This window comes from Actinophytocola oryzae (assembly GCF_004364325.1).
Taxonomy (GTDB): domain Bacteria; phylum Actinomycetota; class Actinomycetes; order Mycobacteriales; family Pseudonocardiaceae; genus Actinophytocola; species Actinophytocola oryzae.
In genome coordinates, this window is sequence record NZ_SOCP01000011.1 from 216,003 (window position 1) to 242,550 (window position 26,548).

The following is a 26,548-nucleotide window of genomic DNA, read 5'->3' on the forward strand; positions in this document are numbered from 1 at the left end:
TCACGCGGCTCGCGCCGCCGCGAGCACGCCCGAGGTGATCCGCTCGAGGTCCTCGGGTCCGGTGACGTAGGGCGGCATCGTGTAGATCAGGTCGCGGAAGGGACGCAGCCAGACGCCGCTGTCGACGGCCGCACGCGTCGCCGCCGCCATGTCGACCTCGTGGTCGAGCTGCACGACCCCGATGGCGCCCCGCACCCGGACGTCCACGACGCCCGGCAGACCACGCGCAGGCTCGAGACCGGTCCCCAGGGTGTGCTCGATCCGCTTGACGGTGCCCTGCCAGTCCTGCGACAGCAGCAGGTCGACGGAGGCGTTCGCGACGGCGCAGGACAGCGGGTTGCCCATGAAGGTCGGGCCGTGGGCGAGCACCGGGACCGAGCCCCGGGAGATGCCGTCCGCGACCCGGGTGGCGCAGAGCGTCGCCCCCATCGAGAGGTAGCCGCCGGTCAACGCCTTGCCGACGCACATGATGTCCGGCGAGATCCCGGCCTGGTCGGCGGCGAAGAGCGTGCCGGTTCGCCCGAAGCCGGTGGCGATCTCGTCGAAGATCAGGAGGACGTCGTTGGCGAGGGTCAGCTCGCGCAGGACGTGCAGGTAGCGGGGGTCGTGGAACGTCATGCCGCCCGCACCCTGGACGACGGGCTCGACGATGACGGCGGCGAGCTCGTCGGCGTGCCGTTCGACGGTGTCGGCGAGGTGGGCCACGTAGTCGTGTTCGAAGCCGGTGGGCGGCTGGTCGGCGAAGACCTGGGTGGGCAGGACGCCGCGCCAGAGGCTGTGCATGCCGCCGTCGGGGTCGCAGACGCTCATCGGGTGGAAGGTGTCGCCGTGGTAGCCGCCGCGCCAGGTCAGGAGACGGCGTTTCTCGGGGCGGTCGAGGGAGCGCCAGTACTGGAGCGCCATCTTGACGGCGACCTCGACGGAGACGGAGCCGGAGTCGCAGAGGAACACGTGCTGGAGCGGTTCGGGGGTGATCTCGACCAGCTTGGCGGCCAGGGTGACGGCGGGTTCGTGGGTGAGGCCGCCGAACATCACGTGGCTCATCCGGCCGGCCTGGTCGGCGAGTGCCCTGTCCAGGACCGGGTTGCGGTAGCCGTGGATGGCCGCCCACCAGGAGGACATCCCGTCGACCAGCTCACGACCGTCGTCGAGCCGCAGCCGGACGCCTGCCGCGGACTCGACGACGAGGGGGTCGACGAGTCCCGGCATGGGTCCGTAGGGATGCCAGACGTGCGCCCGGTCGAGCGCGAGGAGATCCACGGTCACGTCAGGCAGGCTAGCTAGTCCGCCACCTTCAGGACGATCTTGCCCGTCGAGCCGCCCTTCTCGCCGTGCTCGTGGGCCTTGGCGGCGTCGGCCAGGGGGAACACGGAGTCCAGCGTGACCGTCAGCTGCTTGTGCTCCACCAGGTCGACCAGGGCCAGCATGCCGGCGTGGTCGGGTTCCACCAGCAGGAAGGCCTCGTCCGTCGGGTCGGCCAGCGAGATGTAGGTGCCACCCGGGCGCAGCAGCGAACGGGACTTCGCCGCGTAGTCGCCCGCGATGGTGTCGAGCACCACGTCCAGCTCACCGGTCTCCTCGGTGAAGTCCTTCGTGCGGTAGTCGATCACCTCGTCGGCGCCAAGGCCGCGGACGAAGTCGTGTTTCGCCGCGCTCGCCGTGGCGATCACGTGCGCGCCCCTCGACTTCGCGATCTGCACCGCGAGGTGACCGACGCCGCCCGCCGCCGCGTGGATCAGCACTCGTTGGCCCGGCTGGACGTTCGCGTGGTCCACAAGGGACTGCCACGCGGTCAGGCCCGCCAGCGGGAGGCCTGCCGCGGTCACGTGGTCCAGGGACGCGGGCTTGCGGGCGAAGTGGCGTGGTGGGGCCACCACGTACTCGGCGTAGGCGCCCGGTGGGTTGGGGAACAGGGGCATGCCGAAGACCTCGTCGCCCGGGGCGAACATCCGCACACCGGTTCCGACCGCCTCGACCACGCCGGACACGTCGTAGCCGGGGACGTACGGGGCCGAGGTCGCCATCGTCCGCCCCCGGGCGCGGGCCTTCCAGTCGGTCGGGTTCACGCCTGCCGCGTGGACGCGCACCAGGATCTCGACCGCGCCCGGTTCGGGCTTGGGCAGCTCCACCTCGGTCAGCACCTCGGGGCCGCCGGGGCCCTGGACGCTCATCGCCCGCATCGTGTTCGCCATGCCGCCCATCCTGACGCCGATGGCAGGCGTCTGCCAGTGGCCCGGAGGTCATGGTGTGTCAAGATCGGGCCATGCATCGGATCGTGGTTCTGGCGCTGGACGAGGTCATCCCGTTCGAGCTGGGCATCCCGGCGCGGATCTTCGGGACAGCCACCGACGAGGACGGCACACCGTTCTACGAGATCGTCACCTGCACGGTCGACGGGCGGCCCGTACACACGCAGGCCGACTTCGCGATCACCGTCGCACACGACGCCCGGGTGCTGGCCGGTGCCGACACCGTGGTGATCCCCTCGACGACGGTCGGTGTCCACGGTGAGCTGCCGGACGAGGTGGCCGCCGCGCTCGCGACGGTGCGTCCGGGGACTCGCCTCGTGTCGATCTGCCTCGGGGCGTACGTGCTGGCGTCCCTGGGACTGCTCGACGGGCGCCCCGCGACCACCCACTGGATGCACGCAGAGCACCTGCGGGAGAAGTTCCCGCGCGTGCTGGTGCGGCCGGACGTGTTGTTCGTCGACGACGGGGACGTGCTGACGTCGGCGGGTGCCGCCGCCGGGGTCGACCTGTGTCTGCACATGGTGCGCCGGGACCACGGGAGCGCGGTCGCGAACCTGGTGGCGCGCCGCTGCGTGGTACCGCCGTGGCGGGATGGCGGGCAGGCTCAGTACGTGGAGCGGGCGGTGCGGGAGCCGGCCGAGGCGAGCACGGCGGCCGCTCGTGCGTGGGCGTTGACGCGGCTGGACGAGCCGGTGGGACTGGACGAGCTGGCGTCGAAGGCCGGGATGAGCAGGCGGACGTTCACCAGGCGTTTTCGTGACGAGGTGGGGGTGAGTCCTGGGCAGTGGCTCATCCGGCAGCGGGTCGAGCTGGCACGGGACCTGCTGGAGACGACCGAGCTGGCGACGGAGGCCGTGGCCCGTCGAGCCGGGTTCGGGACTGCCGCGGCCATGCGCCACCACCTTCGAGCCGCGTTGGGCACCTCGCCGATGACCTACCGCAGGACGTTCCGCGCGAGCTGACCTTTCGCGCTCGACCCCGCAGGCCAACGTTATGAAGGCGTCCTTCAGTACGCCCAGCGTTACGAAGGCGTCCTTCAGTGCATGCCGACCCCGCCGACGGATCCTGCGGACGGCCTGGCACGTCGCACCCGGCACGCAAGGCACACCCACCAACAGCGTGCCCCCACCAACCCACCGTAACGAAGGACTCCTTCAGTACGCCCAGCGTTACGAAGGCGTCCTTCAGTGCATGGCCCACACGCCAACGCATTCTGCGGAGGGCACCGGGCGCGTTGCGCTCGGGGCGCGGAGTGGGCCGGGTGCAACGGCGTGCCCCCGTCTGCTCCGGCGTGGGAAGGCGTTCCTCAGTGCGCCGGGTGGGGTAGTACCAGGAGCGCGTCGCCGACGGGGCGTTCGCCGGTGGCGTCGGACGGGGTGTTGAGCAGCTTGTTGTTGGCGACCATGGTGGTGGAGCCGCCGCCGTCGAGGTTCAGGGCCTCGTGCATGCCAAGCGCTTGCGCCAGTGCCGCGGACTCCGCGATGGACAGGCCGAGGCTCGTCGTGGCGCGGCCGTCGACCGTGACCAGGAGGACGCGTCCGCGGTCGTCCACACCGGCGATGGTGCGGGGGTTACGTTTTGCGGCCCAGCCATAGTAGAAGCTTGGGTCTCCCGGGCGGACCATGCCGTCGCGGTTCGGGGTGGCGTGCTGGCGTCCGTCGCGGACCAGCTCCGGGCCGCCGTTGATCACGTAGTCCGCGTCCAGGCCTGTCAGGTGACTGGTGATCGTGAGTTTTCGGCCTGGTTGAGCCACGGTCGCCAGGTCTGTCGCCCTTGCGCCCGTGGCCTGGATCGACCGCGTCCCTGCCGGGAGCGGTCCGCCGCGTGGCGTGCGGACCTGGGTTACCCGACCGTGGCCGTCGACTATCGCCTCTGCGCCCGGGCCTGCCGGTGTGGACGCACCGTAGTCGGCGGTGAAGACGATCAGCTCGTCCGGGTCGGTGCAGGTGGTGTCGTGCAACGGCCGGTTGGTGGGGGCGTCTCCTGTGCCGCCGCAGTTGCGGATTAGCCCGGGCACGCGGTTGAGCCCGTCGAGTCGCAGCGTGTGGCGTCCGCTCGAGACTGTGCCGGTCCACGTGTTGCGCGTGACCCCGGCGTGCCGGCCGTTGGCGGCGAAGACGAAGGACGGCCTGCCGTTGACGGCCTCGCTCAGTAAGCGTCCATTGTAGACGCCCACGCCGGCGGGATCACCGGGCGCGCCCGCGGCAGGGTCCAGTACGAAGAACCCCGCGTTGACACCGGCGGTCGCACCTCGTGCCGCCGCCAGGGCACTCGTGGTCTCCCGGCGTTCGATGTCCGCGCCGAAGTCGCCGACCAGGCTCCCCCGGAACCGCTGCGGGTCGATGGTGATCACCCGGACGACCCACGGCCCGCGGTCTGTCGGGGCGCCGTCCCATCCGGTGAAGACGGTCGACGCGGTGAAGCCCGCGGCGCGGACCTGGGTGAGCTGTGCGTCGGCGGCGGCCTTCGTGGGGTGGGCGCCTGTCCGGACTCGGAAGCCGAGTGAGCCGCCCGCGAAGTCCGCCAGACGCGGCGTGGTGACGTCCTCCACGCGCGGCTGGAAGCCATCGGCCTCGAGGCTGGCCGCCAGCTGGTCGGCGGGTTCTCGGGCGGAGATGGCCGTCGGTGGGGCGTCCGGGTCCGGAGAACCGCTGCCGCCGGGCACCGCGACCTCCACGGTCCAGACGTCGGCGGGGTCGGGTTCACCACGCACGATCGTCGTGAGCGTGACCCCTGGTTGCAGGGCCTGGGAGGTCCTTGTCTCGACCAGATCGCGTGGGCCGAGAGGGAGGCCGTGGCCCTGCCCGTGATCGGCTACGGCGGGCGTGGTCAGACCAGCGGCGAGCGCCAACGCCCCTACGAGCACACCCAACTTCCGAGTCCGCATGCGACACACCCCGTCCTGGTTCGCGGTCGGGCCAACCCAACCACAGGGCACCGACAAAGTCACCGACGGAGACATGGCGGCGACCCGACGGACAGGGGTCGATCCGGGAACAGGGCTCAGGCGTCGACCGTGACGCCCGGGATCGCCTTGATCTCACCCAGGAACGCCGGCGACACCTTGATCGGGTAGTCGTCCAGCGCGAGCGTGACGCCGTTCTCCTTGTGGGCGAACTTCAGGTGCACGGGAGTGTCACCGCGGTGCGCGGTCAGGGTGTTCTTCAGCTCCCCCACCACCTCGTCGTTCAGCTTGCCCGGGTTGCACAGCAGCACGAAAGGGACTTCCTCGTCCGCCGCCGACAGGTCGGCCTCCGAGAACTCCAACGGGATCAGGCCCGACCCGAAGACGGACATCTTGTCCTCGCGCCAGTTCACCCGGCCCTTCACCGCGACGGCCGCGTCCTCGATCAGGTCCTGCGACAGCACGGAGTAACTCTTCGCGAAGAACAGCACCTCGATCGAGGCGTCCAGGTCCTCGATCGTGCAGATACACCACGGCTCGCCCTGCTTGTTCACCCGGCGTTCCATCGCGGAGATCATTCCCGACAGGACGATCTCGCCCTCCTTCGGCGGGTTGTCCAGGATCTCCGCGATCGCCTTCGGGGCGTGCTTGCGCAACAGGCGTTCCGCGCCGTCCAGCGGGTGCGCCGACACGTACAGACCCAGCATCTCCCGCTCGTAGGCGAGCAGCTGCTTGCGTGGCCACTCCTCGTCGGTGAACTTGAGGTGCGCCAACGGGCTCGAGTCACTCGACGGGGTGGACGAGTCGTCGTCGCCGAAACCGAACAGGTCGAACTGGCCCATCGCCTCCTGGCGCTTCAGGCCGACGACCGCCTCCACCGCCTCCTCGTGCGCCTGGACCAGCGACAGCCTGGTGTGGGCCATCGAGTCGAACGCGCCCGCCTTGACCAGCGACTCGATCACCCGCTTGTTGCACACCACCAACTCCGCCTTGTCCAGGAAGTCGGTGAAACTCGTGTACGCGCCCTTCTCCGTACGGGTCTTGATGATCGACTCGACCACGTGCGCACCCACGTTGCGGACCGCACCCATGCCGAAGCGGATGTCGGTGCCGACCGCGGCGAAGCGCAGGCCCGACTCGTTGACATCCGGCGGCAGCACCTTGATGCCCAGCCTGCGACACTCCGACAGGTACACCGCCGACTTGTCCTTGTTGTCACCCACCGAGGTGAGCAGCGCGGCCATGTACTCGGCGCGGTAGTTCGCCTTCAGGAACGCGGTCCAGTACGACACCAGGCCGTAGGCGGCTGCGTGCGACTTGTTGAACGCGTAGCCCGCGAACGGGAGAATCGTGTCCCACAACGCCTTGATCGCCGCGTCCGAGAAGCCGCCCGGGCGAAGGTCGCTCGCCTTCATACCCGCCTGGAAGCGCTCGAACTCCGCGTCCAGCACCTCCTGCTTCTTCTTACCCATGGCCTTGCGGAGCACGTCCGCCTGTCCCATGGAGTAGCCCGCGACCTTCTGGGCGATGAACATGATCTGCTCTTGGTAGACGATCAGACCGTACGTCTCGCTCAGGATGTCCTTGAGCGGCTCCAGCAGCTCAGGGTGGATCGGCTTGATCTGCTGACGCTTGTTCTTGCGGTCCGCGTAGTCGTTGTGGGCGTTCATGCCCATCGGACCCGGGCGGTACAGCGCGCCGACCGCCACGATGTCCTCGAAGCCCGTCGGCTGCATGCGCCGCAGCAGGTCACGCATGGGGCCACCGTCCAGCTGGAACACGCCGAGCGTGTCACCACGGGACAGCAGCTTGTAGGTTTCCTTGTCCTCCAGCGCGAGGGTGTCGAGGTCGATGTCCTCGCCGCGGTTGGCCTTGATGTTGTCGATCGCGTCGCCGATGACCGTCAGGTTCCGCAGACCGAGGAAGTCCATCTTCAGCAGGCCGATGGCCTCGCACGACGGGTAGTCCCAGCCGGTGATGATCGAGCCGTCGTCGCGCCGCCACAGCGGGATCGACTGCATCAGCGGCTGCGAGGAGAGAATCACCGCGCAGGCGTGCACACCCGCGTTGCGGATCAGGCCCTCGAGGCCACGCGCGGTCTCGAAGATCTTGCCGACCTCGGCGTCCGTCTCGATCAGCGTGCGGACCTCGGCTGCCTCGGCGTAGCGCTCGTGCTTCGGGTCGACGATGCCCTTCAGCGGGATGTCCTTCGCCATGATCGGCGGCGGCAGTGCCTTGGAGATCCGGTCGGCGATCGCGAAGCCCGGCTGGCCGTGCAGGACCCGGGCCGAGTCCTTGAGCGCGGCCTTGGTCTTGATCGTGCCGAAGGTGATGACCTGGGCGACCTTGTCGTGCCCGTACTTGTCCGTGGCGTAGGTGATCATCTCGCCACGCCTGCGGTCGTCGAAGTCGATGTCGATGTCGGGCATCGACGCGCGCTCCGGGTTGAGGAACCGCTCGAACAGCAGGCCGTGCGGGATCGGGTCCAGGTTCGTGATGCCCAGCGCGTACGCGACGAGCGAGCCCGCTGCGGAACCACGGCCGGGCCCGACCCGGATGCCCACCTTCCGCGCGTGGGCCACGAGGTCGGCGACCACCAGGAAGTACGCGGGGAAGCCCTTCTGGACGATCACGCCCAGCTCGAACTCGGCACGCTCGGTGTACCCGTCGGGGATACCGGCCGGGAAACGCCAGTCGAGGCCGCGCTGGACCTCCTTGGCCAGCCAGCTGGCCTGGTCCTCCCCCTCGGGCACCTCGAACGCCGGAATCCGGTCGGCGTACGCCCAGACCTCCTCGTACGACTCCACCCGCTCGGCGATCAGCAGGGTCGAGTCGGCCGCGCCGGGGACTTCCTTGTCCCAGTACTCACGCATGTCCTCGGCGGACTTCAGGTAGTAGCCGTCCCCGTCGAACTTGAAGCGGTTCGGGTCGGACAGCGTCTTGCCGGACTGCACGCACAGCAACGCAGCGTGGTCGGCGGCCTGGTCCTTGGTGACGTAGTGCGAGTCGTTGGTGGCGAGAGGACGCAGGTCGAGCTTCCTGCCCACCTCGAGCAGGCCCTCACGGACCGAGCGTTCGATCGGCAGGCCGTGGTCCATCAGCTCGAGGAAGAAGTTCTCCTGCCCGAAGATGTCCCGGTAGTCCGCCGCGGCCTGTAGTGCCTCGGCCGTCTGCCCCAGCCGCAGCCGGGTCTGGACCTCACCGGACGGGCACCCGGTGGTCGCGATGATGCCCTCGTGATGCTCCGCGATCAGCTCGCGGTCGCAGTTGTGCACCGCGAAGTCGGTGACGTAGCTGTGGTCTTCCTCGACCTCGATGTTGTACGTCGTGCCGGTGTAGGTCTTGCGCAGCACCTCTCGCACGGGCTTGTAGACGAACTCGTCGTCCGACAGCGTCCGCCGGTGGCTCGGCTCGAGCGTCGGTGAGAAGTCGGCCCGGTAGCTCGGCGCACGGTTCTCGTTGTCGTCCGGTTGGCAGTACGTGGTGGCGAAGTCGGCGTTGAGGCGTGCGGCCAGAGTGCGCATCTGCCAGTGGAGCTGAACCGAGGCCTGCTGGAGGTTGATGACCTCGGGCCTGGTCTGCGACCCGTCACCGGCAAGCACACCCTCGAACATCCCACGCATGAACTCCGCGGGAGCCTCGAAGACGAACTCGGGCATGTGCTTGTTCCCGGCGCCCCTGCCGCAGAGGGAGCCGAGCAGCTGCGCCAAGAGTGTGGAGCCGACGGAGACCGAGGTTCCGCGATAGTCGGGACGGTCTGCCCGCCCGCGGACCACCGCCTCCTCGCCGGTGTACTTCTCGACCATCTTCGCGCACAGGGCAGCGAGGTGATGCTCGTCCTCGTGGAGGTACCACGAGACGGTGTGACCGCGGTCGACACCACCTTCCGCGACATACAAGCCGAGGAAGAAACCGAAGTCGTAGTCGAGTTCGATCTCGCCCTGCAGGGTCGCGTAGTGCTTGGTCGGCCCTGTGTCGCGGCGGGCGGCGACGCGGAAGAACCGGTCGGGTTCACCATCGACGGGGAGCCAGTCGACATGCTCGGCCGTCCGGATCGATGTCACCGGCTCGGTGTCCGAACGCACCCGTGGCAGACAGACCCAGCTGTTCCACTCGTCCACTGACTCGGCAGTGCCCGGCCGGCCGGCGACGACGTCCCGCGCCTCCACCCAGGACTTGCCGCCGTCGCGCTGACGGATCAGGACCGGGTGCTCCCCGGTCATCCAGGTGACCCGGCGGTAGTGGTTGTTGAGTTCGATGCCGTAGACGTCGCCGTCGTGGTCGTTGCGCATCACCTCGACGACGGGCCGGAAACGACCACGGTGGGTGAGCACCTCGTCGCCGACCCGGACGTCCTCGATCGGCTTCATGCCGCCCCTGGTCATGATCTCCTGACCAGGCAGGAGGCAGCGTGGCTTCCTGTAATAACCCTGTATGGAGGCGAGCGAGGACAGCGTGAACAGGTTGCGCAGGCCCGTCGCGTTGGCGGCGAGCATGGTCATGTGGGTGTAGGCGCCGCCGCCCGAGACGTCGCCGCCGACGCCCTCGTCGTCGGAGCTGCGCTGGCGGGCCTCGCCCCAGAAGACCGGCTTCTTGTGGTAGCGGCTGTTGGGGGCGATGTACGCCTCGATGCCGATGATCGGCTTGACGCCGATCTTCTTGGCGGACTGGTAGAACTCGTCGGCGCCGTACATGTTGCCGTGGTCGGTCATGCCGACCGCGGGCATGCCGAGGCGCGCGGCCTCCGTGATCAGCGGCGCGACCTTGGCGGCGCCGTCGAGCATCGAGTACTCGGTGTGCACATGGAGATGAACGAACGAGTCAGCCGCCACGAGGCACCACCCTACGACGAGGCGACGCGGGGTTGAACGACCGGTTCATGGCGTGTCTCCTCGGGCCTGTGCATGGGCTCGTCGTACCTCCGGGCACCGACAGTTCCGGCGCGGAGGCATGATCGACGGCATGCGCTTCCGGCCCATCTCGCCCGGCCTGCTGGTCACCGAAGTGGCCGAGAGGATCATCCGGCGCGCGGACGACTCGTGGACCCGTGTCGCGGTCGACGGGGCGCCGCCCACGTCGACCGGGGAGTTCGCCGACCGGCTCGCCGAGGAGCTGCGGGTGCTGGGGCGTGCGGTGCTGCGGGTGTCCTCGCACGACTTCCTGCGGCCCGCGTCGCTGCGGTACGAGCGTGGGCGCACCGATCCGGACTCCCGGTACGACGACTGGCTCGACGTGGGCGCGTTGAACCGTGAGGTGTTCGGGCCGCTGGGTGCGGGTGGGTCGGGGCGGGTCCTGCCCACGTTCTGGGACGCGCCGCGTGACCGTGCCTCGCGGGCGGAGTACGTGACGCTGCCGGCTGGCGGCGTGCTCGTGCTCGACGGCGAACTGCTGCTCGGCCGTGGTTTTCCTCTCGACTGTTCCGTTCACCTGTGGCTCTCCCCTGCTGCCCTGCGCCGCCGCCTCACCGAGGCGTGGGCTCTCCCCGCGTTCGAGCGGTACGACGCGACGGTGCACCCACTCGACCTGGCCGACTTCGCGGTTCGAGTGGACGATCCGGTGCGTCCCGCTGTGCTTGACGAGTCACCTTAATCGAACGTCTGAGCGAGCGCATCCCGAGGCGGTGACCGATCGGGTCATGTCCTCGCGCGCCTGTCGGTGCCGTGGGGCAGACTCGTCTGCGCACTCGACTGAGGAGGACCTACATGGCAACCACACGCACCGCGAACGCCCACTGGGAGGGCGCGCTGCTCGACGGCGCGGGCTCCGTCTCGCTGGACTCGTCCGGCATCGGCAGCTACGAGGTGTCCTGGGCGTCTCGCGCGACCGAGGCGAACGGGAAGACCAGTCCCGAGGAGCTGATCGCGGCCGCGCACTCGACCTGCTACTCGATGGCGCTCTCGCACGGGCTCGCCCAGGCGGGGACGCCGCCGCAGACGGTGGACACCAGGGCGGACGTGACGTTCCAGCCGGGTGAGGGGATCACGGGGATCCACCTGACCGTACGGGCGTCTATCCCCGGTCTCTCGGCGGAGGACTTCGCTGCCGCGGCCGAGGACGCCAAGAAGAACTGCCCGGTCTCGAAGGCTCTGGCGGGGACGACCATCACGCTCGACGCCGAGCTGGTCTGACCCTCGGTTTCTGGCCGGGGGTGGGCCCGGTGGCGGGATGAAGGACGCCTTCGTAACGCTCGGCGTTACGAAGGACGCCTTCGTGACGCTGGTGGCGCGGCTCGCCGGACCGGTCCGCGCGGGTGGGTCGGCTGGAAGGTCATCGTCGTGTTGATAACCACGCGACCCCGGGGTGGGTTTCCGCGTAGCGTGCCGCCTCATGAGTGAGGGGTTGCGGCTGCGGCCGGTCGCCGAGGCAGATCTTGATTCGTTCGACGTGATGTTCGCCGATCCCGACATGATCGGGGTGTTCAACTGGGGTGGGTTCGGCAGCGCGGCGAAATGGCGGCGGATGTGGGCCGAGAACCGTCTCCTCGCACCCGACAAGAGCGTGTTGATCGCCGAACTGGACGGGGCGGCGATCGGGTTCGTGTCCTGGAACCGGGAAAACACTTCGGCCAACTCCTACTTCCTCGAGTTCGGGATCAGCCTGTGGCCGGACTTCCGCGGTAAGGGGCACGGGACGACCGTCCAACGGCTCCTGGCGCGGTACCTGTTCGCGCACGCGCCGATCAACCGCATCCAGGCCATCACCGACGCCGAGAACTTCGCCGAGCAGCGGTCGCTCGAGAAGGCCGGCTTCACCAGGGAGGCCGAGTTGAAGGGGCGGATCTTCCGGGACGGGGCCTGGCGGGACGAGATCATGTACCGGATGGTGCGTTCGGAACTGCCTACTTCAGACGGACCTGCCACCTGAGTGGACTGACGAGGATCCGCCGGTCGACGTCGCCGTTCCAGACGGTGGTCGCGCCGGCCGTCGTCAGGGCTGCCACGATCTCTTCGGCGATCGCGGCGGCGTCGGTCTCGTCGTCGAAGGTGCCGTAGGACAGGTAGAGGCCGCCGCCGACGGCCGCCGACTCGGTGTCCTGCTGGTGAAAGAAGACGTAGCCTCGGTCGCCGTCCTTCGCCTCGATGCCGATCTCGGCCGCGCCGCAGGTGGCGCAGCAGGTGAAGTTGGCTCGGGCGACGATGCCCTTCGCGGACAGGGAGTCCAGGGCGTTGAGGACGCGTTCGGTCTCCGTCTCCGCCGGCCAGGTCGCCTGTTCGGCGAGTCGTTCCGCCCACACGCGGGCGACGAGTGGTTCCAGTTCCTGTTCGGGAAACTGGTCCTCGAAGTAGTCGGTGACGTGTTGGGCCACGTCGTCACGTTCGGTGAAGCCGCCGTTCACGAGTGGACGGACGAACTCCTCGATCTCGTCAATCTCTTCCTGCTTCAACACGTGCGGCAGTGTTCCACGATGCGGTCGTGGCCGGAAATCCCCGCGACATGACACGTCCGGATGACTGAGGATGCGGTCATGGAGCTGTCGATCGTGCTGGCGTTCGCCGTGGCGTGCGTGGTGATCAGTGTGGTACCCGGGCCGGACATGATGTTCATCATGGCCAACGGGATCGCCCGTGGGCGCAGGACCGGGGTGGTTGCCGCCGCCGGGATGTCCACGGGGATGCTGGGGCACACGGTCGCTGCCGCCCTCGGGCTCGGGGCACTCCTCCAGGCGGCGCCCGTCGCGCTGGAGGCCGTGCGGATCGCGGGGGCGGTGTTCCTCGTGTACATGGCGATCACGACGTTGCGGTCGGCCAAGGACGTCGCCAGGACCGCGCCCGCGCGGTTCGGGGAGCGGTCGCTGCGGCGCACCTTCGCGATGGCCACGCTGGTCAACCTGTCCAACCCCAAGGTTGTGTTCTTCTACCTGGCGTTCTTTCCCCAGTTCGTCACCGAGGGCGGGTGGCCGGTGCCGGTGCAGTTCCTCGTGATGGGCGGGGTCCTGATCGTGGTCGGATTCTCCGTCGACGCGACCGTGGGGCTGGTGTCGGGCACGCTGTCGAAGCTGCTGCTGTCGCGTCCGGCGATCCAGCGGTGGCTCAACCGGGTGTCGGCGGCGATCTTCGGTGGGCTCGCGGTCCGGCTGGTCGCCGACCGTTAGAGGTCGATGACGACCTTGCCGTGCACGTGTCGGCCTGCCTGCAGCTCGGTCGCGTCGCGGATCTGCTCGACGGGGAATCTCGCCGCGACCGGCACCCGGAGCCGGCCCGCCGCGACCAGGCGGGCGATCTCTTCGAGGGCGCCGGGAGCGGCGTTCGCGCCGTTGGCCGCCGACACGCCGTCGACCTGGGTGGCGATGGTGCAGATGCGGTCGTCCGGGACGCCGAGCTCCCTCGCGGCGTGCACTGTGTCCACGCCGTGCAGGTCGATGGCGGCGGTGACACCGCCGGGTGCGAGGGCGCGGACCCGATCGGCGAGGCCGTCGCCGTAGGTGACCGGCTCGGCTCCGAGGTCGCGCAGGAAGTCGGCCGAGGTGGCCGATCCGGTCCCGATCACGCGTGCTCCGGCGATCCGGGCCAGCTGGACGGCGAACACGCCGACTCCGCCCGCCGCGCCGCCGATCAGCAGTGTGTCGTCCGGGCCGGGGTCGACCGCGGCGAGGGCGGCGGAGGCCGTGCGGCCTGCGATCGCGAGGGTGGCGGCGGTGCGGTCGTCGACGCCGTCGGGGGTGTGGTGGGCCTCGTTCGCCGCGATCCCCTCGGCCGGGTCGATGAGCACGAAGTCGGCGACCGCGCGGGACAGGGCGCCACCGAAGACGCGGTCGCCGGGTGCGAAGCCGGTCACCCCGTCGCCGACCTGGTCGACCACTCCCGCGTAGTCGGTGCCGAACCCGGCCGGGAGGCTCAGGCCGAACCGGGCCGCGGTGTCCGCGTCGGCGGTCATGATCCAGTCCATCGGGTTCAGGCCTGCCGCGGTGACGCGCACCCTGAGCTGTCCCGGGCCGGCCTGCGGAGCGGGGATCTCGCGGAGGCCCAGGACCTCGGGGCCGCCGAACGAGTCAAGCAGGACTGCCCTGCCCGTCGATGGTTGCTCGCCCTGTTGCCACATCTTGTGTCTCCTTGGCGCCACTGAAACGGACTATGCTCCGGTTACCTCGACCGTAACACAAACGGAGCGTGATCCGTTTTGACTGACGCGGAGGCGCGTGCGCCTCGGGCGGACGCGGCCCGCAATCGCGACCAGCTGCTCGCGGTGGCGACCCGCGTGTTCGCCTCGGCCGAGGGCGAGCCGTCGATGCGTGCGATCGCCCGCGAGGCCGGGGTGGGCATCGCCACGCTCTACCGGCACTTCCCGACCCGCGAGTCGCTGGTCGACGCGGTCTACAGCGACCAGGTCGTGCGGCTGACGACCGGCGCCCGCGAGCTGCTCGGCCGGCTGCCCCCCGCCGCTGCGATGCGTCGCTGGATGGACCTGTTCGGCGAGTGGATCGCGACCAAGAACGGCATGCTCGACACGCTGCCGGCGATGATCGAGTCGGGTGAGATCGCCCACGCGCGGACCCGGACCGAGCTACTGGCGGCCGTCACCGCGATTCTCGACGCCGGGCGGGCGGCGGGCGACCTGCGCGCCGACGTCACCGCCGAGGACATCGCCGCCTCGCTCATCGGCATCTTCACGGTGGCCCCCCGGCCCGAGCACGAGGCCAAGGCCGGCCGCCTGCTGAACCTCCTGATGGACGGGCTCCGGACCACGCGGTCGACGCACTAGACCAGTTGGTTCGTCTCGCCGTCGTACACGAGCAGGCGGCCCTTGGCGGGGGCGGCGGTCATCGTCGTGCCGACCGCCGGTTCGTCCTGCTCGGGGACAGTCAGTCCGACCAGGACCTCGCCGGGGCACTCCAGGGTGACCAGCGAGGTCACCCCCAGGTTCTCCACGATCGACACCGTTCCGGTGATGCCGTCCGACGCGGGGTGGAGGTACTCGGGGCGGATGCCGGCGACTACCGGGGTGCCGTCCGTGAGGGTCAGGTCACCCGGTGGTGCCAGGCGGGTGCCCGCCACTTCGACGAGGCCGTCACGGTAGGTGCCGGTCAGCAGGTTCATCGGGGTCGAGCCGATGAAGTTGGCCACGAACGTGTCCGCCGGGCGTTGGAACACCTCCTTCGGGGTGCCCAGCTGGCGGATGCGGCCTTCCGCCATGACCGCGATGCGGTCGGCCAGCGCCAGTGCCTCGGCCTGGTCGTGGGTGACGAAGACGGTGGTCAGGCCGAGGTCGCGTTGGAGTCGCTTGAGGAACGTCCTGGCCTCCAGGCGGAGGCGGGCGTCCAGGTTGGACAGTGGCTCGTCCAGGAGCAGCACCTCGGCGGACATGGTGATCGCGCGGGCCAGCGCCACGCGTTGCTGCTGGCCGCCGGACAGCTGGGCAGGGCGGCGTTCGAGCAGCTCGGACAGGCCGAGACCCGCGGAGGTCGACGTGGCCGCGTCCTGCTGTGCCTGCTTGGACGCCCGGCGGACCCGCAGCGGGTAGGAGATGTTCTGCGCGACGGTCATGTGCGGGAAGAGCGCGTAGTCCTGGAACACCATCGCGACGCCACGCTTGCCCGCGTCGACCCTGGTGACGTCCTTCTCGCCGAGGACGATGGTGCCCTCGGCGGACTGCTCGAGGCCCGCGATCGTGCGCAGCAGTGTGGTCTTGCCGCACCCGGACGGGCCGAGCAACGCGAAGAACTCACCGTCCGTGATGGACAGGTCGAGGCCGTCCACGGCACGTACCCCGTTCGGGTACACCGTAGACAGACCAGTCAGCTCGATATCCGCCATCAGGCCGCCCCCTCCCCCGCTGCGTGGCGCCGGAACGCTCCGCAGGCTCCGCCACATCGGCGCCCTCCGCGGGCTCGGCGCCGCCCTGAGTACTGATGATTCACTCCGCGAGCTCCGCTCATGCCTTGATCCCTCCGTGGAAGCGGAACCCGTACCGCTTGCTGACGAACAGGTAGAGCGCCACCACCGGGATCGCGTAGAGCAGCGAGAACACCGGGATGACCGTCAGGTTCGCGCTGCCGCCCTCGTCCCTGAGCGTGCGCAGCAGCACGGCCGCAGGCTGCTCGGTGACGTCGCGGAGCAACAGGAACGGCAGCAGGAAGTTGCCCCATGCCTGCACGAACGCCCACACCAGGATGGTCGCGATGCCCGGCCTGGCGACGGGGAGGACCACGTGGCGTAGTACCTGACCGGGTGATGCGCCGAACACCCGGGCCGACTCCTCGTAGGACCGTGGCACCGTGTCGATGAAGTCCTTGAGGATGAAGATCGCGGCGGGGAGCATGCCGCCCGCGATCACCAGCCCGGTCGCGTACTGCGAGTTGATCAGGCCCAGCTGCAGCATCATCACGAAGATCGGCACCATCGCGGCCGTGCCGGTGACCACACTGGACAGCAGCAACAGCACGTACAGCAACGCGTCGCGGCCGGGGATGCGCACACGCGACAGGGCGTAGGACGCGAGCGTGCCCAGCGCCGTGGTCACCACCGTGGCGACCACGCACAACACGATCGAGTTCACCAGTGACCCGATCGCGTACGGGTGCTCGAACGTGACGCGCCAGTTGTCGAGCGTCCAGTCCGGCCAGCGCAGGCCGACGCCCGGGTCGCTGTCGAACGGCGCGGACGCGAGCCACAGCATGGGGATCGCGAAGAACGCCAGCACGACCGCGATCAGCACGGTGTAGAGGGAACGGCGCAGCATCGGTTTGAAGGTCACGCGCGCCTCCTCAGCAGGAGCAGGTACAGCAGCGCCACCACCAGGTTCACGATCAGCAGCAGGAACGAGATGGCCGCCGAGTAGCCGAGTTCGCCGTTCGCGATGGCCTGCTGGTAGATGAAGACCGGCAGCGTCTCCGACTCGTGGTTCGGGCCGCCCGCGGTGAGCAGGAACGGCGAGAAGTCGTTGGCCGTCCACAGGGAGATGAGCAGCGTGTTGGTGAGCACGTGGCCACGGATGTGCGGCAGCACCACGTCCCGCACGGTCTGCCAGCCGCTCGCGCCGACGGTCCTCGCGGTCTCCAGCTGCGACGGCGGCACCGCGGCGAGTGCCGAGCTGTACAGCATCATGGAGAACGCCGTGCCGCGCCAGGTGTTGAACACGATCAGCGAGGCCATCGGGTACTCGACGAGCCACGCCGTGGAACCGTTGCCCAGCAGGGTGTTCAGCGTGCCGCCGTCCCGGTCGAGCACCGCCGTCCACAGGTAGGCGACGACGACGCTCGGCAGGATCCAGGCGAGCAGGACGAACGCCTCGGTGGTGCGGCGGACCCACGGGCGGGCCTTGCGCAGCACCCACGCGAGCGCGAACCCGAGCAGGTTCTGCCCCAGCACGGCGGACCCGATCACGAACACCAGCGTCAGCCAGACCGCATTGCCGAACAGGGCGTCGTCCAGGGCGTTCGCGAAGTTCGTGAGCCCGACGAACGACGGCGCGACCGACGACGGCCCGGTCAGCGTGTAGTCGGTGAGTCCGATGTAGATGGTCCACAGGGCCGGGAAGACCAGGAACAGACCGATGAGCAGCAGCGCGGGCGATACGAACGCGACCGCCCGCGCCACTCCCAGCCCGGAGGAGTCCTGCCCTGTCCTGGCCGCTCCGCTCGTCCGCCCGCGCTCCCTAGCGCGCAACTTTGTCCTCGCCGACTGCCTTGACCAGCGCGTCCTGGTAGGCGGCCGCGGCTTCGTCGGCGCTCTTGCCCGCGATGATGTCGGCGGTCGCCTGCTGGAGTGCGCTCGAGACCTTGGGATAGTCGGCGAGACCCGGCCGGTAGCGGGTGATCGGCAGGACCTCCTCGGCGACGAAGCCGAGCATCGGGTCGTTCTTCAGCACCTCGGCGTTGACGTCCTCGCGCTGCGTCACCTGGGCGGTGTCCCCGAGCCGCTGCTTCGTCGCCTCCGCCGAGTTCATGAACTGGAGCAGCTCCCACGCCTGCTGCGGATACTTGGACTTGGGGTTGACCACGCGGATCGAGCCGCCGGACATGCTGACGAAGTCCTGGCCGCCGACGCCCGCACCGGGTGCCTTCGCGGGGATCTTCGCCCAGCCGACGGCCGAGTCGCGGTCGGCCATCCTCGCCACGCCGGTGGCCGGGTCGACGACCGAGCGCCAGAAGTAGTCGCTCTCGAACAGCATGCCGATCTTGTTCTGCGAGAACAGCTCGAACGACTTGTCGCGTCCCTTGGCCTCCTGCGCGAGCACCGGGTCGCCGAGGCCGCCCCGGTAGACCTGCTGGTAGAAGTCGAGGACGTCCTTCATGTTCCTGGTGGCGCCCTGCCACTTGTCGCCCTGGTAGATCTCCTGGCCGGTGCCGACCAGGAGCGGGAGGACGCCCTGCATGGTGGTCGCCTCGGTCATGGCCGTGCCGGCGTTGAGCTGGACCGGGGTGACGCCGGGGAGCTGCTTGAGGGAGGTGGCCGCGGCGATGATGTCCTCCCAGCTCCTGGGTTGCCAGTCGGCGGGGAGTCCTGCCTGCGTGAAGAGCTTCTTGTTGAAGAAGATCACGCGGCCGTCGGTGCCGACGGGGACGCCGTAGCGCCTGCCGTCGAACTCGCCGAGTGCCTCGACCGCGTCGGGGATCTGGTCCCAGCCGTCCCACGCGTCGGTCTTGTCCTTGCCGACGATGTCGTCGAGTGGCCGGACCTGGCCGCCCTCCGCGAACTCGCCGAGCCAGATGCCGTCGAGCTCGACGACGTCGCCGCCGATGTCGGTGTTGAAGTCGAGCGCGATCTTGGCCTTGTAGTCGGCGTCGTCCACGCCGGTGCCGTCGTATTCGATCTTGACGTTGACGCCCTTGGCCTTCTGCTGCCTGGTGAACTCCGGGATCACCCAGTCGGTGACCCAGCGGGCGCCGAGGTCGTTCTTGCCGCCCGCCACCGAGTTGGAGGTGATCGTGAGGGTCACGTCCTTGGCGTCGGCGTTGCGCGCGGAGTCCGAATCCTCCTGCTGCCCCAGGCAGCCGGCCAGCGTCATCGCCGTGGCGGCGGTCGCGACCAGCGCCAGTGTGCGTCGTGCTCGCATCTCGGCACCTCTCGTCGTCGAGTTCGTTGGAGTTTCACCAACAGGGGTCCGAACGGGACGGAGGTTAGCGCCGGATCGCGCCACACGCGAGCATCTGTTGCGCGCGAGTACTCAGTGTGGGGTGCCGGCCAGTGCCAGGACCGAGCCGTCGTGGGCGCACAGCACGTGTCCGTGCCGGCCGGGCGGGTCGAAGGCGTCCCGGTCGAAGCGGACCTTGTGCGTCGCCTCCGGGCCCACGACCAGCGTGCCGGGGGCGTCCAGCGCGATGATCTTGCCGTCCACCGGGAGCAGCACCGGGCCGGTGCGGTCGGCGGACACCGCCGTGCGGCCGGCGCGCAGGCCCTCCAGCACGGCCGGGACCAGCTCCTCGGCGTTGCGGGCGTGGGCGTCCACCGCCACCCAGGTCGTCGGGGCGCCGAGACGGACGCCCACGTCGGGACGGTGCCAGTCGCTGCCGCCGATCGGCGTCGCCGTCGTCCCCCACGCCTGCCACCACGCCACCGGGCCGCCCCACTCGCGGGCCTGCCAGCTCGAGTGCCACACCTCCGCGAGCGGCGGGTGCTCCGGCAGGGGATGACGCCACGCGCAGTCACCGCTGAGCGGGTGGTTGACCGACAGGAGCCCACCGCGTTCACGGACGGTCTTCACCCAGTTGGCCGCGGGTTCACGGAAGTCGACCCAGCCGATGTCGCCGAACGCGTTGGCGTGGCCGAACTCGGTCGTGACCTCCTGGCCGGGGATCAACGCGATGCCGTAGCGGCGACCCACCTCGGCCAGCTCGGCGTGGTGGCTCACCGTGTTGTGGTCGGTCACCGCCAGCGCGTCCAGGCCCGCGGCCACCGCCTCCGCGGCCAGCTCCGCGACGGTCAGCGTGCCGTCGGAGTGGAGGGTGTGGGCGTGCAGGTCCGTGGCCACCCAGCGCATGCCCGCGGCCGACGGGAGGCCCCTCGGTCTCGGCTTGGCGGGCACGGGCGGGTTGGGGCGGGCCTGCGGCAGCTCCACGTCGACGTCGGTGCGGATCGTGACCGTCACCTCGACGCCGGTCGGGGGGATCCGGTGCAGGCCGAGGACGACGTGCCACTCCCCCGCCTCGAGGTCGCCGTGGACGTAGCCGGGGGTCGCCGCCTCCGGGGTGATGACGTAATCGCGCCGGGCGCCGCCGGACCAGCCCCGCCAGCCGCCGGCACCCTCGCAGCCCAGATCGATCACCGCGCCGGAGGCCGGGTCGAACTCCAGCTCGACGGCGATGGACCGGCAGCCGGCCGGCACGTCGAAGGGAAGCAGAGGCCAGTGCTTGTCAGCTCTCAGATCGCGTGTCCAGAAGCCTCGGTGGATCGTGGGGGCGCCCATGGGTAGATCCTGCCAGTACCTGTCCGCTGGACGGGGAGGAGAATGCCTCCGGTGGGCGCGGCTTCCGCCGCGATGATCGAGTGGACGGGGTAGCGTGCGAGCCGTGACGGATCCGGTAGACGTCCGGCTCCTCGGCGTGGTCGCCGAGATGGGCAGGGCCGCGGTGCACGAGGTGGCCGCACGAGTGGGCATGGACCCCCGCGAGGTCGCCTCGCGGCTGGTCGCGCTCTCGGCCACCGGTCTGCCCCTGCTCGTCGGCGTCGAGTGCGACCCGGTCCGCCTCCGCCAGGTCGCGATGGCCGCGGCACAGCCGCAGTACGGGATGCAGCAGCCCTACGGCGTGCAGGGCACCCCGACCGGGCCCTACCCGCCGTCCGGCCCGATGCAGGCGCCGTACCAGCAGCAGGGGCCGGTCGGGCCGCAGTCCGGGCCGCACCAGATGCAGCCGATGCAGCAGCCGGTCGTGCAGCAGCAGCCGATGATGCACCGGACGGGACCACCCAGCTCGCCGTTCCCCGCGCAGACCGGCCCGCCGAGCCAGCCGTTCGCCGCACCCGTGCAGCAGCCGCTACCCCAGGTCGAGGCACCGATCAGCATGTGGGGTCCGCCGCAGACGTCGACGTGGGCCAGGGGCGACGCCCCGCCGCAGGACATGACGCAGCCCACCGTCCGGGCCGAGAAGCCTGACGTGCGGCAGGGCAAGGTCGGGTCGGCGCTGCAGACCGAGGGGCTCGAGGGCGAGCGGCTGTCGATCACGCTCGTGGAGGTCGTGGACCCCGCCGACTACCTGTTCACCGCGGCCGGCTACCGGCTGCAGGAGGGTGAGCGGTCGGTGGTCGTGCACACGGAGCTGACCAACCGGGGAGCGGTGGCGTTCCAGTCGCTGCCCGACCTGTACCTGGTGCTGGTGACGCCCGAGGGCAGGACGATCTCGAAGGCGCCGGTGTCGCTGTCGTCTCGGCCGCCGCACCGGATCGGTGTGCCGCCCGGGGAGACGCAGGGTGGGCACACGGTCTACGTGGTGCCGGAGAACACCGAGGTCACGTCCGTGCGGTGGAGCCCCCGCCCCGACGAGGAGTCCAGGGCGCTGACCTGGACGGTCGAGAACTGACGGTCACTCCGACCGGAACATCCTGGACACCCAGGACCCGCGCTTCTCCTGCCGGGGCTGGGTCGCGTACGGGTCGAGCACGGGGATGGGCGAGGTCGGCGGCTCGGTGTTCGCCGGTGGGCGCCTCGGCTCGGACGCCGGTTCCGGTGGGCCGCCGCCGATCACGGCCGGAGCCACACCGTCGACCAGGAAGTGCTCTTGTCCGTCCGGCATGCGCCACCTCACCCCTCGTCGGGTTGCCGTCCAACGTACGCGAAACGGCGGGGCGGTGGGAGATCCTCAGCTCTCGGCGGCCAGCCGGTCCAGCGCCCTGCGCAGGTCGTCGGGGTACTCGCTGGTGAACTCCACCCACTGGCCGTCCGAGGGGTGGTGGAACGCGAGGCGCCGCGCGTGCAGCCACTGCCTGGTCATACCGAGGCGTTTGGCCAGCGTCGGGTCCGCGCCGTAGGCCAGGTCGCCGACACACGGGTGGCGCAGCGCGGCGAAGTGGACGCGGATCTGGTGTGTGCGGCCGGTTTCCAGGCGAACGTCCACCAGCGACGCGGCACGGAACGCCTCCAGCGTCTCGTAGTGCGTCACGCTGGGCCGCCCGCCCGCGACCACGGCGAACTTGTAGTCGTGCTTGGGATGGCGGTCGATGGGGGCGTCGATCGTGCCCGCCGACGGGTCCGGGTGCCCCTGCACGAGCGCGTGGTAGCCCTTCTCCACGGTGCGTTCCTTGAACGCGCGCTTGAGCACCGTGTACGCGTGCTCGCTCTTGGCCACCACCATGACACCCGTGGTACCGACGTCCAGCCGGTGCACGACGCCCTGGCGTTCCGCGGCCCCGGACGTCGACACGCGCACCCCCGCCGCGGCGAGGCCGCCGATCACCGTCGTGCCCGTCCAGCCGGGACTCGGGTGGGCCGCCACGCCGACCGGCTTGTCCACGACCACGATGTCGTCGTCCTCGTGGACGATCTTCAGGCCGGGGACCTCGATGGCGGGCGCCGGCTCGCCCTCGCGTTCCGGCTCGGGGAGGGTGATCTCCAGCCAGGCACCCGCGGTGAGGCGGTCGGACTTGCCCGCTGCGCGGCCGTCGAGGCTCACGTCGCCGGACTCGGCCAGCGCGGCGATCACCGTGCGGGACAGGCCGAGCAGCTTCGCGAGGCCCGCGTCGACCCGCATGCCGTCGAGGCCGTCGGGCACCGGGAGGGTTCGAGAGTTCACTTCTTGTCCGCCGTTCGGCTGCCGTCGTAGTCGCGACCCATGAGTGCCATCAGCACGATCAGCACGCCACCGCACACGATCGACGAGTCGGCCAGGTTGAACACCGGGAACACGTCGCCGTTGGGCGCGAAGGGGGACAGGAAGTCCACGACGTGGCCGTGCAGTGCGCCGGGGGCGCGGAAGAACCGGTCGACGAGGTTGCCGACCGCGCCGGCGAGCACCAGCGACAGGCCGATGGCCCACCCGGTCGAGCGAAGTTTCGGCATCACCCAGATGATGCCGACGACCACGGCGAGTGCGATCAGCGTCAGCACCCACGTCATGCCGGTGGCCATGCCGAACGCGGCACCCGGGTTGCGCACGATCTGCAGGTAGAACAGCCCGCCGAGCACGCGGACCGGCTGCTCGCCCTCGAGCCCGCCCAACGCGAGCTGCTTGCTGACCAGGTCGGCGGCCAGCACGACCGGTGCGACGATCACGACCAGCCACGCCCGCCGCGTCGGCAGTGGTGGAGCCTGGTCGGTGTCGGTCGCCGTGGGGAGATCGGCGCTGGTCTCTTCGGTCACCCACCCATTGTCCACGGTCTCATGACGTGGACAGGAAGGCGGGCAGCGGACGGGAGTCCTCGACCGGCGCGAACCGGCCGTCGACCAGCTCGTACTCCTCCGCAGGCCCCTGGCGCAGCGCCGTGAGCAGGCGGTCCACGTGCTCGGCCGTGCTGCCGAGGCCGAGGCTCGCCCGCAGCGCCCGGCCACCGGCGAGCCGCGCGGTCGCGATGTGCGCGCAGAACAGGCCGTCCCGCACGCCGATGCCGTGCTCGGCGGACAGGTACGCGGCGACCAGCCCCGGGTCCTGGCCCTCGACGGTGAAGCTGACGACCCCGACCCTGGGCGAGTCGTCGCCGAAGATCGACAGCTGCCGGACGCCGGGGATCGCGGCGAGCCCGGTGCGCAGCCGGTCCAGCAGCGCCTCCTCGTGGGCGGCCACCGCGTCCCAGTGCTTGCCGAGCGTCTCGCAGGCCACGGCCAGCGCGTGGGCGCCGACCACGTTCGGTGTGCCCGCCTCGTGCCGTTCGGGTCCGTAGTGCCAGGAGACGCCGTGCTCGGTGACCTGCCGGGTCGCGCCACCGCCCGCCAGGTAGGGGTGGGCGGCACGCAGCCAGTCCGCGCGGCCGACTAGCGCGCCCGCGCCGAAGGGCGCGTACAGCTTGTGGCCGGAGAGGACCACGTAGTCGACGTCCAGCGCCCGCATGTCGACGGGCCGGTGCGGGGCGAGCTGGGCGGCGTCGAGGACGATCCTGGCGCCGTGCCTGCGGGCGACCGCCGAGAGCCGGGCCACCGGCCACAGCTCGCCGGTCACGTTCGCGGCGCCGGTGACCACCACCAGGCGGGGCCCGGTCGGCGTCTGGCCGAGCGCCTCGTCGAGGTCGCGCTCGACGCTGTCCGTCGGCGTGACCCTGAACACGTTCGGCCCGCGCCACGGCAGCATGGCGGCGTGGTGGTCGGTGTCGAACACGATCACCGACGTGAACCTCGGCAAAGCCCTGGCCAGCAGGTTCAGCGCGTCGGTCGTGTTGCGGGTGAAGATCACCTCTTCGGTGCGGCGCGCGTTGACGAACTCGCGGACCACCTCACGTGCCCGCTCGTACACCCTGGTCGACACCTGCGACGCGTACCCGGCGCCGCGGTGCACGCTCGCGTACCAGGGCAGCAGCTCGTTGACCGCGTCCTGGACCGCGTCGAGACACGGCGCGCTCGCCGCGTGGTCGAGGTTCGCGTACTGGACTGTCCTGCCGTCGACCAGTGGGACGGTGAGTCGGCTGCCTGCCACCGACGGTACCGAGGCGGTTACTTCGACCGCGGCCCGTGCGTGTGGGATCGCGAGCGTCATCTGATGCGTCTCCTGGGTCCGGGGACCCTGTGCTCACGAGGGTCCGCGCTTGCCAACCCGCACCCCGCGGGAGGCCTGGTCCTCACCCGGGGCACCCCACCGCGGCTGGAGGGTTGCCGGCCAGCGAGCCGGGGCTTGACGCTGGCGCTCATGACCTACGTGAAGAAAAGGTAGCCGATGGGCTGAATACCTGTCCAATGGTTGTGACGCTTGTCAGACTGGGCGCCATGGCTGACTACGACCTACTGGTGCTCGGCTCGGGCCCGGGTGGGCAGAAGGCGGCGATCGCCGCCGCGAAGCTCGGCGCGTCCGTGGCGCTGATCGAGCGGCGCAACATGATCGGCGGCGTGTGCATCCAGACGGGCACGATCCCGTCGAAGACGCTGCGCGAGGCGGTGATGTACCTGACCGGGATGTCCCAGCGGGACCTGTACGGGCAGAGCTACCGCGTCAAGGAGGACATCACGATCGCCGACCTGACCGCGCGCACGTCGCACGTGGTCGGTCGCGAGGTGGACGTGATCCGCAGTCAGCTCTCGCGCAACGGGGTCGCGCTGCTGCCCGGGATGGGCCGGTTCCTGGACCCGCACACGGTGCAGGTGACCGACGGCAGCGGGCAGGAGCGGAAGGTCACGGCCGAGAAGATCGTGATCGCCACCGGCACCAGGCCCGCGCGACCGGACACTGTGGACTTCGACGGCCAGACGATCATCGACTCGGACAGCATCCTCGGGTTGGAACGCATCCCCAGGACGATGATCGTGGTCGGTGCCGGTGTGATCGGCATCGAGTACGCGTCGATGTTCGCCGCGTTGGGCACGAAGGTGACGGTGATCGAGCAGCGGATGCGGATGCTCGACTTCTGTGACACCGAGGTCGTCGAGGCGCTCAAGTACCAGCTGCGGGACCTGGCCGTGACCTTCAGGTTCGGCGAGACGGTCACCGCGGTGCAGCGCTATGCGCGGGGCACGGTCACGACGCTGGAGAGCGGCAAGAAGATCCCGGCGGACACGGTGATGTACTCCGCCGGGCGACAGGGCATGACCGACGAGCTCGGTCTGGAGGCCGCGGGCCTCGCGGCGGACGCGCGTGGGCGGATCAAGGTCGACTCGTCGTTCCGGACCGAGGTGGCACACATCTACGCGGTCGGCGACGTGATCGGCTTCCCGGCGCTGGCGGCGACGTCGATGGAGCAGGGCAGGCTGGCCGCGCACCACGCGTGCGGCGAACCGGTGCACGAGATGCACAAGCTCCAGCCGATCGGGATCTACACGATTCCGGAGATCAGCTACATCGGTCGGACCGAGGACGAGCTGACCGAGCAGCGGGTCCCGTTCGAGGTCGGTGTGTCGCGGTACCGGGAGCTGGCCCGCGGGCAGATCATCGGCGACTCGTACGGCGTGCTGAAGCTGTTGGTGTCGCCGGAGGACCGGTCACTGCTCGGCGTGCACGTGTTCGGCACCAACGCGACGGAGCTTGTCCACATCGGACAGGCCGTGATGGGCTGTGGCGGCACCGTGGACTACCTCGTGGACACGGTGTTCAACTATCCGACCCTCGCCGAGTCGTACAAGGTCGCCGCTTTGGACGCCACCAACAAGATGCGCCAGATCAGCATGCTGACGGAATGAGCGTCGGACACGCTGACGTCAGAAAGGTGATACGGCGCCCGATGTGTCACGCGATCGGGGCATGCGAGGCACGTCGCGGTCCAGCATCGGCGTGAGACGATAGGGGCATGGCGGCCGAGCTGGGGATTCACGTACACGGGACGCCTGGCGAGATAGACGCCGGGAAGGTACTCGTGGGCCTTCGGCACGTCCTGGATCTGTTGAAGAGCAT

23 protein-coding genes and 1 riboswitch are annotated in these 26,548 nt (G+C 69.9%); of the genes, 8 read left to right on the forward strand and 15 right to left on the reverse strand.

Annotated features, from left to right (window positions below; genetic code table 11):
* Both CLV71_RS28330 and CLV71_RS28335 read right to left on the reverse strand, forming a co-directional pair.
* Positions 1-1,266 carry an adenosylmethionine--8-amino-7-oxononanoate transaminase gene (locus tag CLV71_RS28330; protein WP_279588759.1) on the reverse strand — a complete coding sequence of 422 codons (1,266 nt, stop codon included), beginning with the start codon at positions 1,264-1,266 and terminating at the stop codon, positions 1-3.
* Positions 1,267-1,280: 14 nt separating this feature from the next.
* Positions 1,281-2,192 (reverse strand): NADP-dependent oxidoreductase, encoded by a 912-nt coding sequence (locus tag CLV71_RS28335; RefSeq protein WP_243866748.1) that lies wholly within the window; start codon positions 2,190-2,192, stop codon positions 1,281-1,283.
* Between the two features lie 71 nt (positions 2,193-2,263).
* Here CLV71_RS28335 and CLV71_RS28340 point away from each other — a divergent pair, with 71 nt between their 5' ends.
* Positions 2,264-3,211, forward strand: a complete 948-nt coding sequence (locus CLV71_RS28340; RefSeq protein ID WP_133905912.1) for a GlxA family transcriptional regulator — start codon at positions 2,264-2,266, stop codon at positions 3,209-3,211.
* A 344-nt stretch (positions 3,212-3,555) separates the two neighbouring features.
* On the opposite strand, the gene CLV71_RS28345 is transcribed toward CLV71_RS28340, so the two are convergent.
* The gene (locus CLV71_RS28345) at positions 3,556-5,136 is read right to left on the reverse strand and encodes a phosphodiester glycosidase family protein (protein WP_133905913.1); all 1,581 of its coding nucleotides are present in this window, start codon (positions 5,134-5,136) and stop codon (positions 3,556-3,558) included.
* A 116-nt stretch (positions 5,137-5,252) separates the two neighbouring features.
* A complete protein-coding gene (dnaE, locus tag CLV71_RS28350; RefSeq protein ID WP_243866749.1) occupies positions 5,253-9,986 on the reverse strand; it encodes a DNA polymerase III subunit alpha in 4,734 nt (1,577 codons plus the stop codon).
* A gap of 130 nt (positions 9,987-10,116) precedes the next feature.
* Here dnaE and CLV71_RS28360 point away from each other — a divergent pair, with 130 nt between their 5' ends.
* The 3 genes from CLV71_RS28360 to CLV71_RS28370 all read left to right on the forward strand — a co-directional run bounded on the left by CLV71_RS28360 (position 10,117) and on the right by CLV71_RS28370 (position 12,018).
* Positions 10,117-10,743, forward strand: coding sequence for a nucleoside/nucleotide kinase family protein (locus CLV71_RS28360; RefSeq protein WP_133905914.1), 627 nt, complete (start codon positions 10,117-10,119; stop codon positions 10,741-10,743).
* Between the two features lie 113 nt (positions 10,744-10,856).
* Positions 10,857-11,282, forward strand: coding sequence for an OsmC family peroxiredoxin (locus CLV71_RS28365; protein WP_133905915.1), 426 nt, complete (start codon positions 10,857-10,859; stop codon positions 11,280-11,282).
* 199 nt (positions 11,283-11,481) lie between these two features.
* Positions 11,482-12,018: a GNAT family N-acetyltransferase gene (locus CLV71_RS28370; protein WP_133905916.1), complete on the forward strand. Its 537-nt coding sequence runs from the start codon at positions 11,482-11,484 to the stop codon at positions 12,016-12,018.
* Here the strand turns inward: CLV71_RS28370 and CLV71_RS28375 are convergent.
* A complete protein-coding gene (locus CLV71_RS28375) occupies positions 11,993-12,541 on the reverse strand; it encodes a DUF6891 domain-containing protein (RefSeq protein WP_133905917.1) in 549 nt (182 codons plus the stop codon). The genes CLV71_RS28370 and CLV71_RS28375 overlap by 26 nt on opposite strands.
* A gap of 78 nt (positions 12,542-12,619) precedes the next feature.
* On the opposite strand from CLV71_RS28375, the gene CLV71_RS28380 reads away from it, so the two are divergent.
* Positions 12,620-13,246, forward strand: a complete 627-nt coding sequence (locus tag CLV71_RS28380) for a LysE family translocator (protein WP_133905918.1) — start codon at positions 12,620-12,622, stop codon at positions 13,244-13,246.
* Here CLV71_RS28380 and CLV71_RS28385 read toward each other — a convergent pair.
* Positions 13,243-14,193 (reverse strand): NADP-dependent oxidoreductase, encoded by a 951-nt coding sequence (locus tag CLV71_RS28385; RefSeq protein ID WP_133905919.1) that lies wholly within the window; start codon positions 14,191-14,193, stop codon positions 13,243-13,245. The two genes, CLV71_RS28380 and CLV71_RS28385, sit on opposite strands and share 4 nt — an antisense overlap.
* 78 nt (positions 14,194-14,271) lie before the next feature.
* Here CLV71_RS28385 and CLV71_RS28390 point away from each other — a divergent pair, with 78 nt between their 5' ends.
* The gene (locus tag CLV71_RS28390) at positions 14,272-14,853 is read left to right on the forward strand and encodes a TetR/AcrR family transcriptional regulator (protein ID WP_133905920.1); all 582 of its coding nucleotides are present in this window, start codon (positions 14,272-14,274) and stop codon (positions 14,851-14,853) included.
* On the opposite strand, the gene CLV71_RS28395 is transcribed toward CLV71_RS28390, so the two are convergent.
* The 5 genes from CLV71_RS28395 to CLV71_RS28415 all read right to left on the reverse strand — a co-directional run bounded on the left by CLV71_RS28395 (position 14,850) and on the right by CLV71_RS28415 (position 20,496).
* Positions 14,850-15,905, reverse strand: coding sequence for an ABC transporter ATP-binding protein (locus CLV71_RS28395; RefSeq protein WP_133905921.1), 1,056 nt, complete (start codon positions 15,903-15,905; stop codon positions 14,850-14,852). The two genes, CLV71_RS28390 and CLV71_RS28395, sit on opposite strands and share 4 nt — an antisense overlap.
* Positions 15,906-16,023: 118 nt before the next feature.
* The gene (locus tag CLV71_RS28400) at positions 16,024-16,845 is read right to left on the reverse strand and encodes a carbohydrate ABC transporter permease (protein WP_133905922.1); all 822 of its coding nucleotides are present in this window, start codon (positions 16,843-16,845) and stop codon (positions 16,024-16,026) included.
* A complete protein-coding gene (locus CLV71_RS28405; protein WP_133905923.1) occupies positions 16,842-17,756 on the reverse strand; it encodes a carbohydrate ABC transporter permease in 915 nt (304 codons plus the stop codon). Before CLV71_RS28405 ends, CLV71_RS28400 begins: the two co-directional genes overlap by 4 nt.
* Positions 17,746-19,146, reverse strand: a complete 1,401-nt coding sequence (locus tag CLV71_RS28410) for an extracellular solute-binding protein (RefSeq protein WP_133905924.1) — start codon at positions 19,144-19,146, stop codon at positions 17,746-17,748. The genes CLV71_RS28405 and CLV71_RS28410 overlap by 11 nt, the downstream gene beginning before the upstream one ends.
* A gap of 111 nt (positions 19,147-19,257) precedes the next feature.
* Complete coding sequence (locus CLV71_RS28415; protein WP_133905925.1) at positions 19,258-20,496, reverse strand: CehA/McbA family metallohydrolase; 1,239 nt, start codon at positions 20,494-20,496, stop codon at positions 19,258-19,260.
* A 103-nt stretch (positions 20,497-20,599) separates the two neighbouring features.
* Between CLV71_RS28415 and CLV71_RS28420 the strand changes: the two genes are divergently transcribed.
* Complete coding sequence (locus CLV71_RS28420; RefSeq protein WP_243866750.1) at positions 20,600-21,607, forward strand: AsnC family protein; 1,008 nt, start codon at positions 20,600-20,602, stop codon at positions 21,605-21,607.
* Positions 21,608-21,610: 3 nt separating this feature from the next.
* Here CLV71_RS28420 and CLV71_RS28425 read toward each other — a convergent pair whose 3' ends face one another.
* The 4 genes from CLV71_RS28425 to CLV71_RS28440 form a co-directional block, all read right to left on the reverse strand.
* The gene (locus CLV71_RS28425; RefSeq protein ID WP_133905926.1) at positions 21,611-21,820 is read right to left on the reverse strand and encodes a hypothetical protein; all 210 of its coding nucleotides are present in this window, start codon (positions 21,818-21,820) and stop codon (positions 21,611-21,613) included.
* Positions 21,821-21,886: 66 nt separating this feature from the next.
* Positions 21,887-22,774, reverse strand: coding sequence for an RluA family pseudouridine synthase (locus CLV71_RS28430; protein ID WP_166664300.1), 888 nt, complete (start codon positions 22,772-22,774; stop codon positions 21,887-21,889).
* 38 nt (positions 22,775-22,812) lie between these two features.
* Positions 22,813-23,382 carry a signal peptidase II gene (gene lspA / locus CLV71_RS28435; protein ID WP_133905928.1) on the reverse strand — a complete coding sequence of 190 codons (570 nt, stop codon included), beginning with the start codon at positions 23,380-23,382 and terminating at the stop codon, positions 22,813-22,815.
* 19 nt (positions 23,383-23,401) lie between these two features.
* A complete protein-coding gene (locus CLV71_RS28440) occupies positions 23,402-24,706 on the reverse strand; it encodes an aminotransferase class V-fold PLP-dependent enzyme (RefSeq protein ID WP_133905929.1) in 1,305 nt (434 codons plus the stop codon).
* A gap of 40 nt (positions 24,707-24,746) precedes the next feature.
* A riboswitch (SAM riboswitch) is annotated at positions 24,747-24,862 on the reverse strand.
* A gap of 71 nt (positions 24,863-24,933) precedes the next feature.
* Here CLV71_RS28440 and sthA point away from each other — a divergent pair.
* Positions 24,934-26,337 carry a Si-specific NAD(P)(+) transhydrogenase gene (gene sthA / locus CLV71_RS28445; RefSeq protein ID WP_133905930.1) on the forward strand — a complete coding sequence of 468 codons (1,404 nt, stop codon included), beginning with the start codon at positions 24,934-24,936 and terminating at the stop codon, positions 26,335-26,337.
* Positions 26,338-26,548: the final 211 nt, after the last annotated feature.

Excerpts from the sequence above, each read along its gene's own strand:
- CLV71_RS28335 (WP_243866748.1), bottom strand. The coding sequence starts at position 2,192 with ATGGCGAACACGATGCGGGCGATGAGCGTCCAGGGCCCCGGCGGCCCC.
- CLV71_RS28340 (WP_133905912.1), top strand. The coding sequence starts at position 2,264 with ATGCATCGGATCGTGGTTCTGGCGCTGGACGAGGTCATCCCGTTCGAG.
- CLV71_RS28345 (WP_133905913.1), bottom strand. The coding sequence starts at position 5,136 with ATGCGGACTCGGAAGTTGGGTGTGCTCGTAGGGGCGTTGGCGCTCGCC.
- CLV71_RS28360 (WP_133905914.1), top strand. The coding sequence starts at position 10,117 with ATGCGCTTCCGGCCCATCTCGCCCGGCCTGCTGGTCACCGAAGTGGCC.
- CLV71_RS28365 (WP_133905915.1), top strand. The coding sequence starts at position 10,857 with ATGGCAACCACACGCACCGCGAACGCCCACTGGGAGGGCGCGCTGCTC.
- CLV71_RS28370 (WP_133905916.1), top strand. The coding sequence starts at position 11,482 with ATGAGTGAGGGGTTGCGGCTGCGGCCGGTCGCCGAGGCAGATCTTGAT.
- CLV71_RS28380 (WP_133905918.1), top strand. The coding sequence starts at position 12,620 with ATGGAGCTGTCGATCGTGCTGGCGTTCGCCGTGGCGTGCGTGGTGATC.
- CLV71_RS28385 (WP_133905919.1), bottom strand. The coding sequence starts at position 14,193 with ATGTGGCAACAGGGCGAGCAACCATCGACGGGCAGGGCAGTCCTGCTT.
- CLV71_RS28395 (WP_133905921.1), bottom strand. The coding sequence starts at position 15,905 with ATGGCGGATATCGAGCTGACTGGTCTGTCTACGGTGTACCCGAACGGG.
- CLV71_RS28410 (WP_133905924.1), bottom strand. The coding sequence starts at position 19,146 with ATGCGAGCACGACGCACACTGGCGCTGGTCGCGACCGCCGCCACGGCG.
- CLV71_RS28415 (WP_133905925.1), bottom strand. The coding sequence starts at position 20,496 with ATGGGCGCCCCCACGATCCACCGAGGCTTCTGGACACGCGATCTGAGA.
- CLV71_RS28425 (WP_133905926.1), bottom strand. The coding sequence starts at position 21,820 with ATGCCGGACGGACAAGAGCACTTCCTGGTCGACGGTGTGGCTCCGGCC.
- CLV71_RS28430 (WP_166664300.1), bottom strand. The coding sequence starts at position 22,774 with ATGCGGGTCGACGCGGGCCTCGCGAAGCTGCTCGGCCTGTCCCGCACG.
- CLV71_RS28440 (WP_133905929.1), bottom strand. The coding sequence starts at position 24,706 with ATGACGCTCGCGATCCCACACGCACGGGCCGCGGTCGAAGTAACCGCC.
- sthA (WP_133905930.1), top strand. The coding sequence starts at position 24,934 with ATGGCTGACTACGACCTACTGGTGCTCGGCTCGGGCCCGGGTGGGCAG.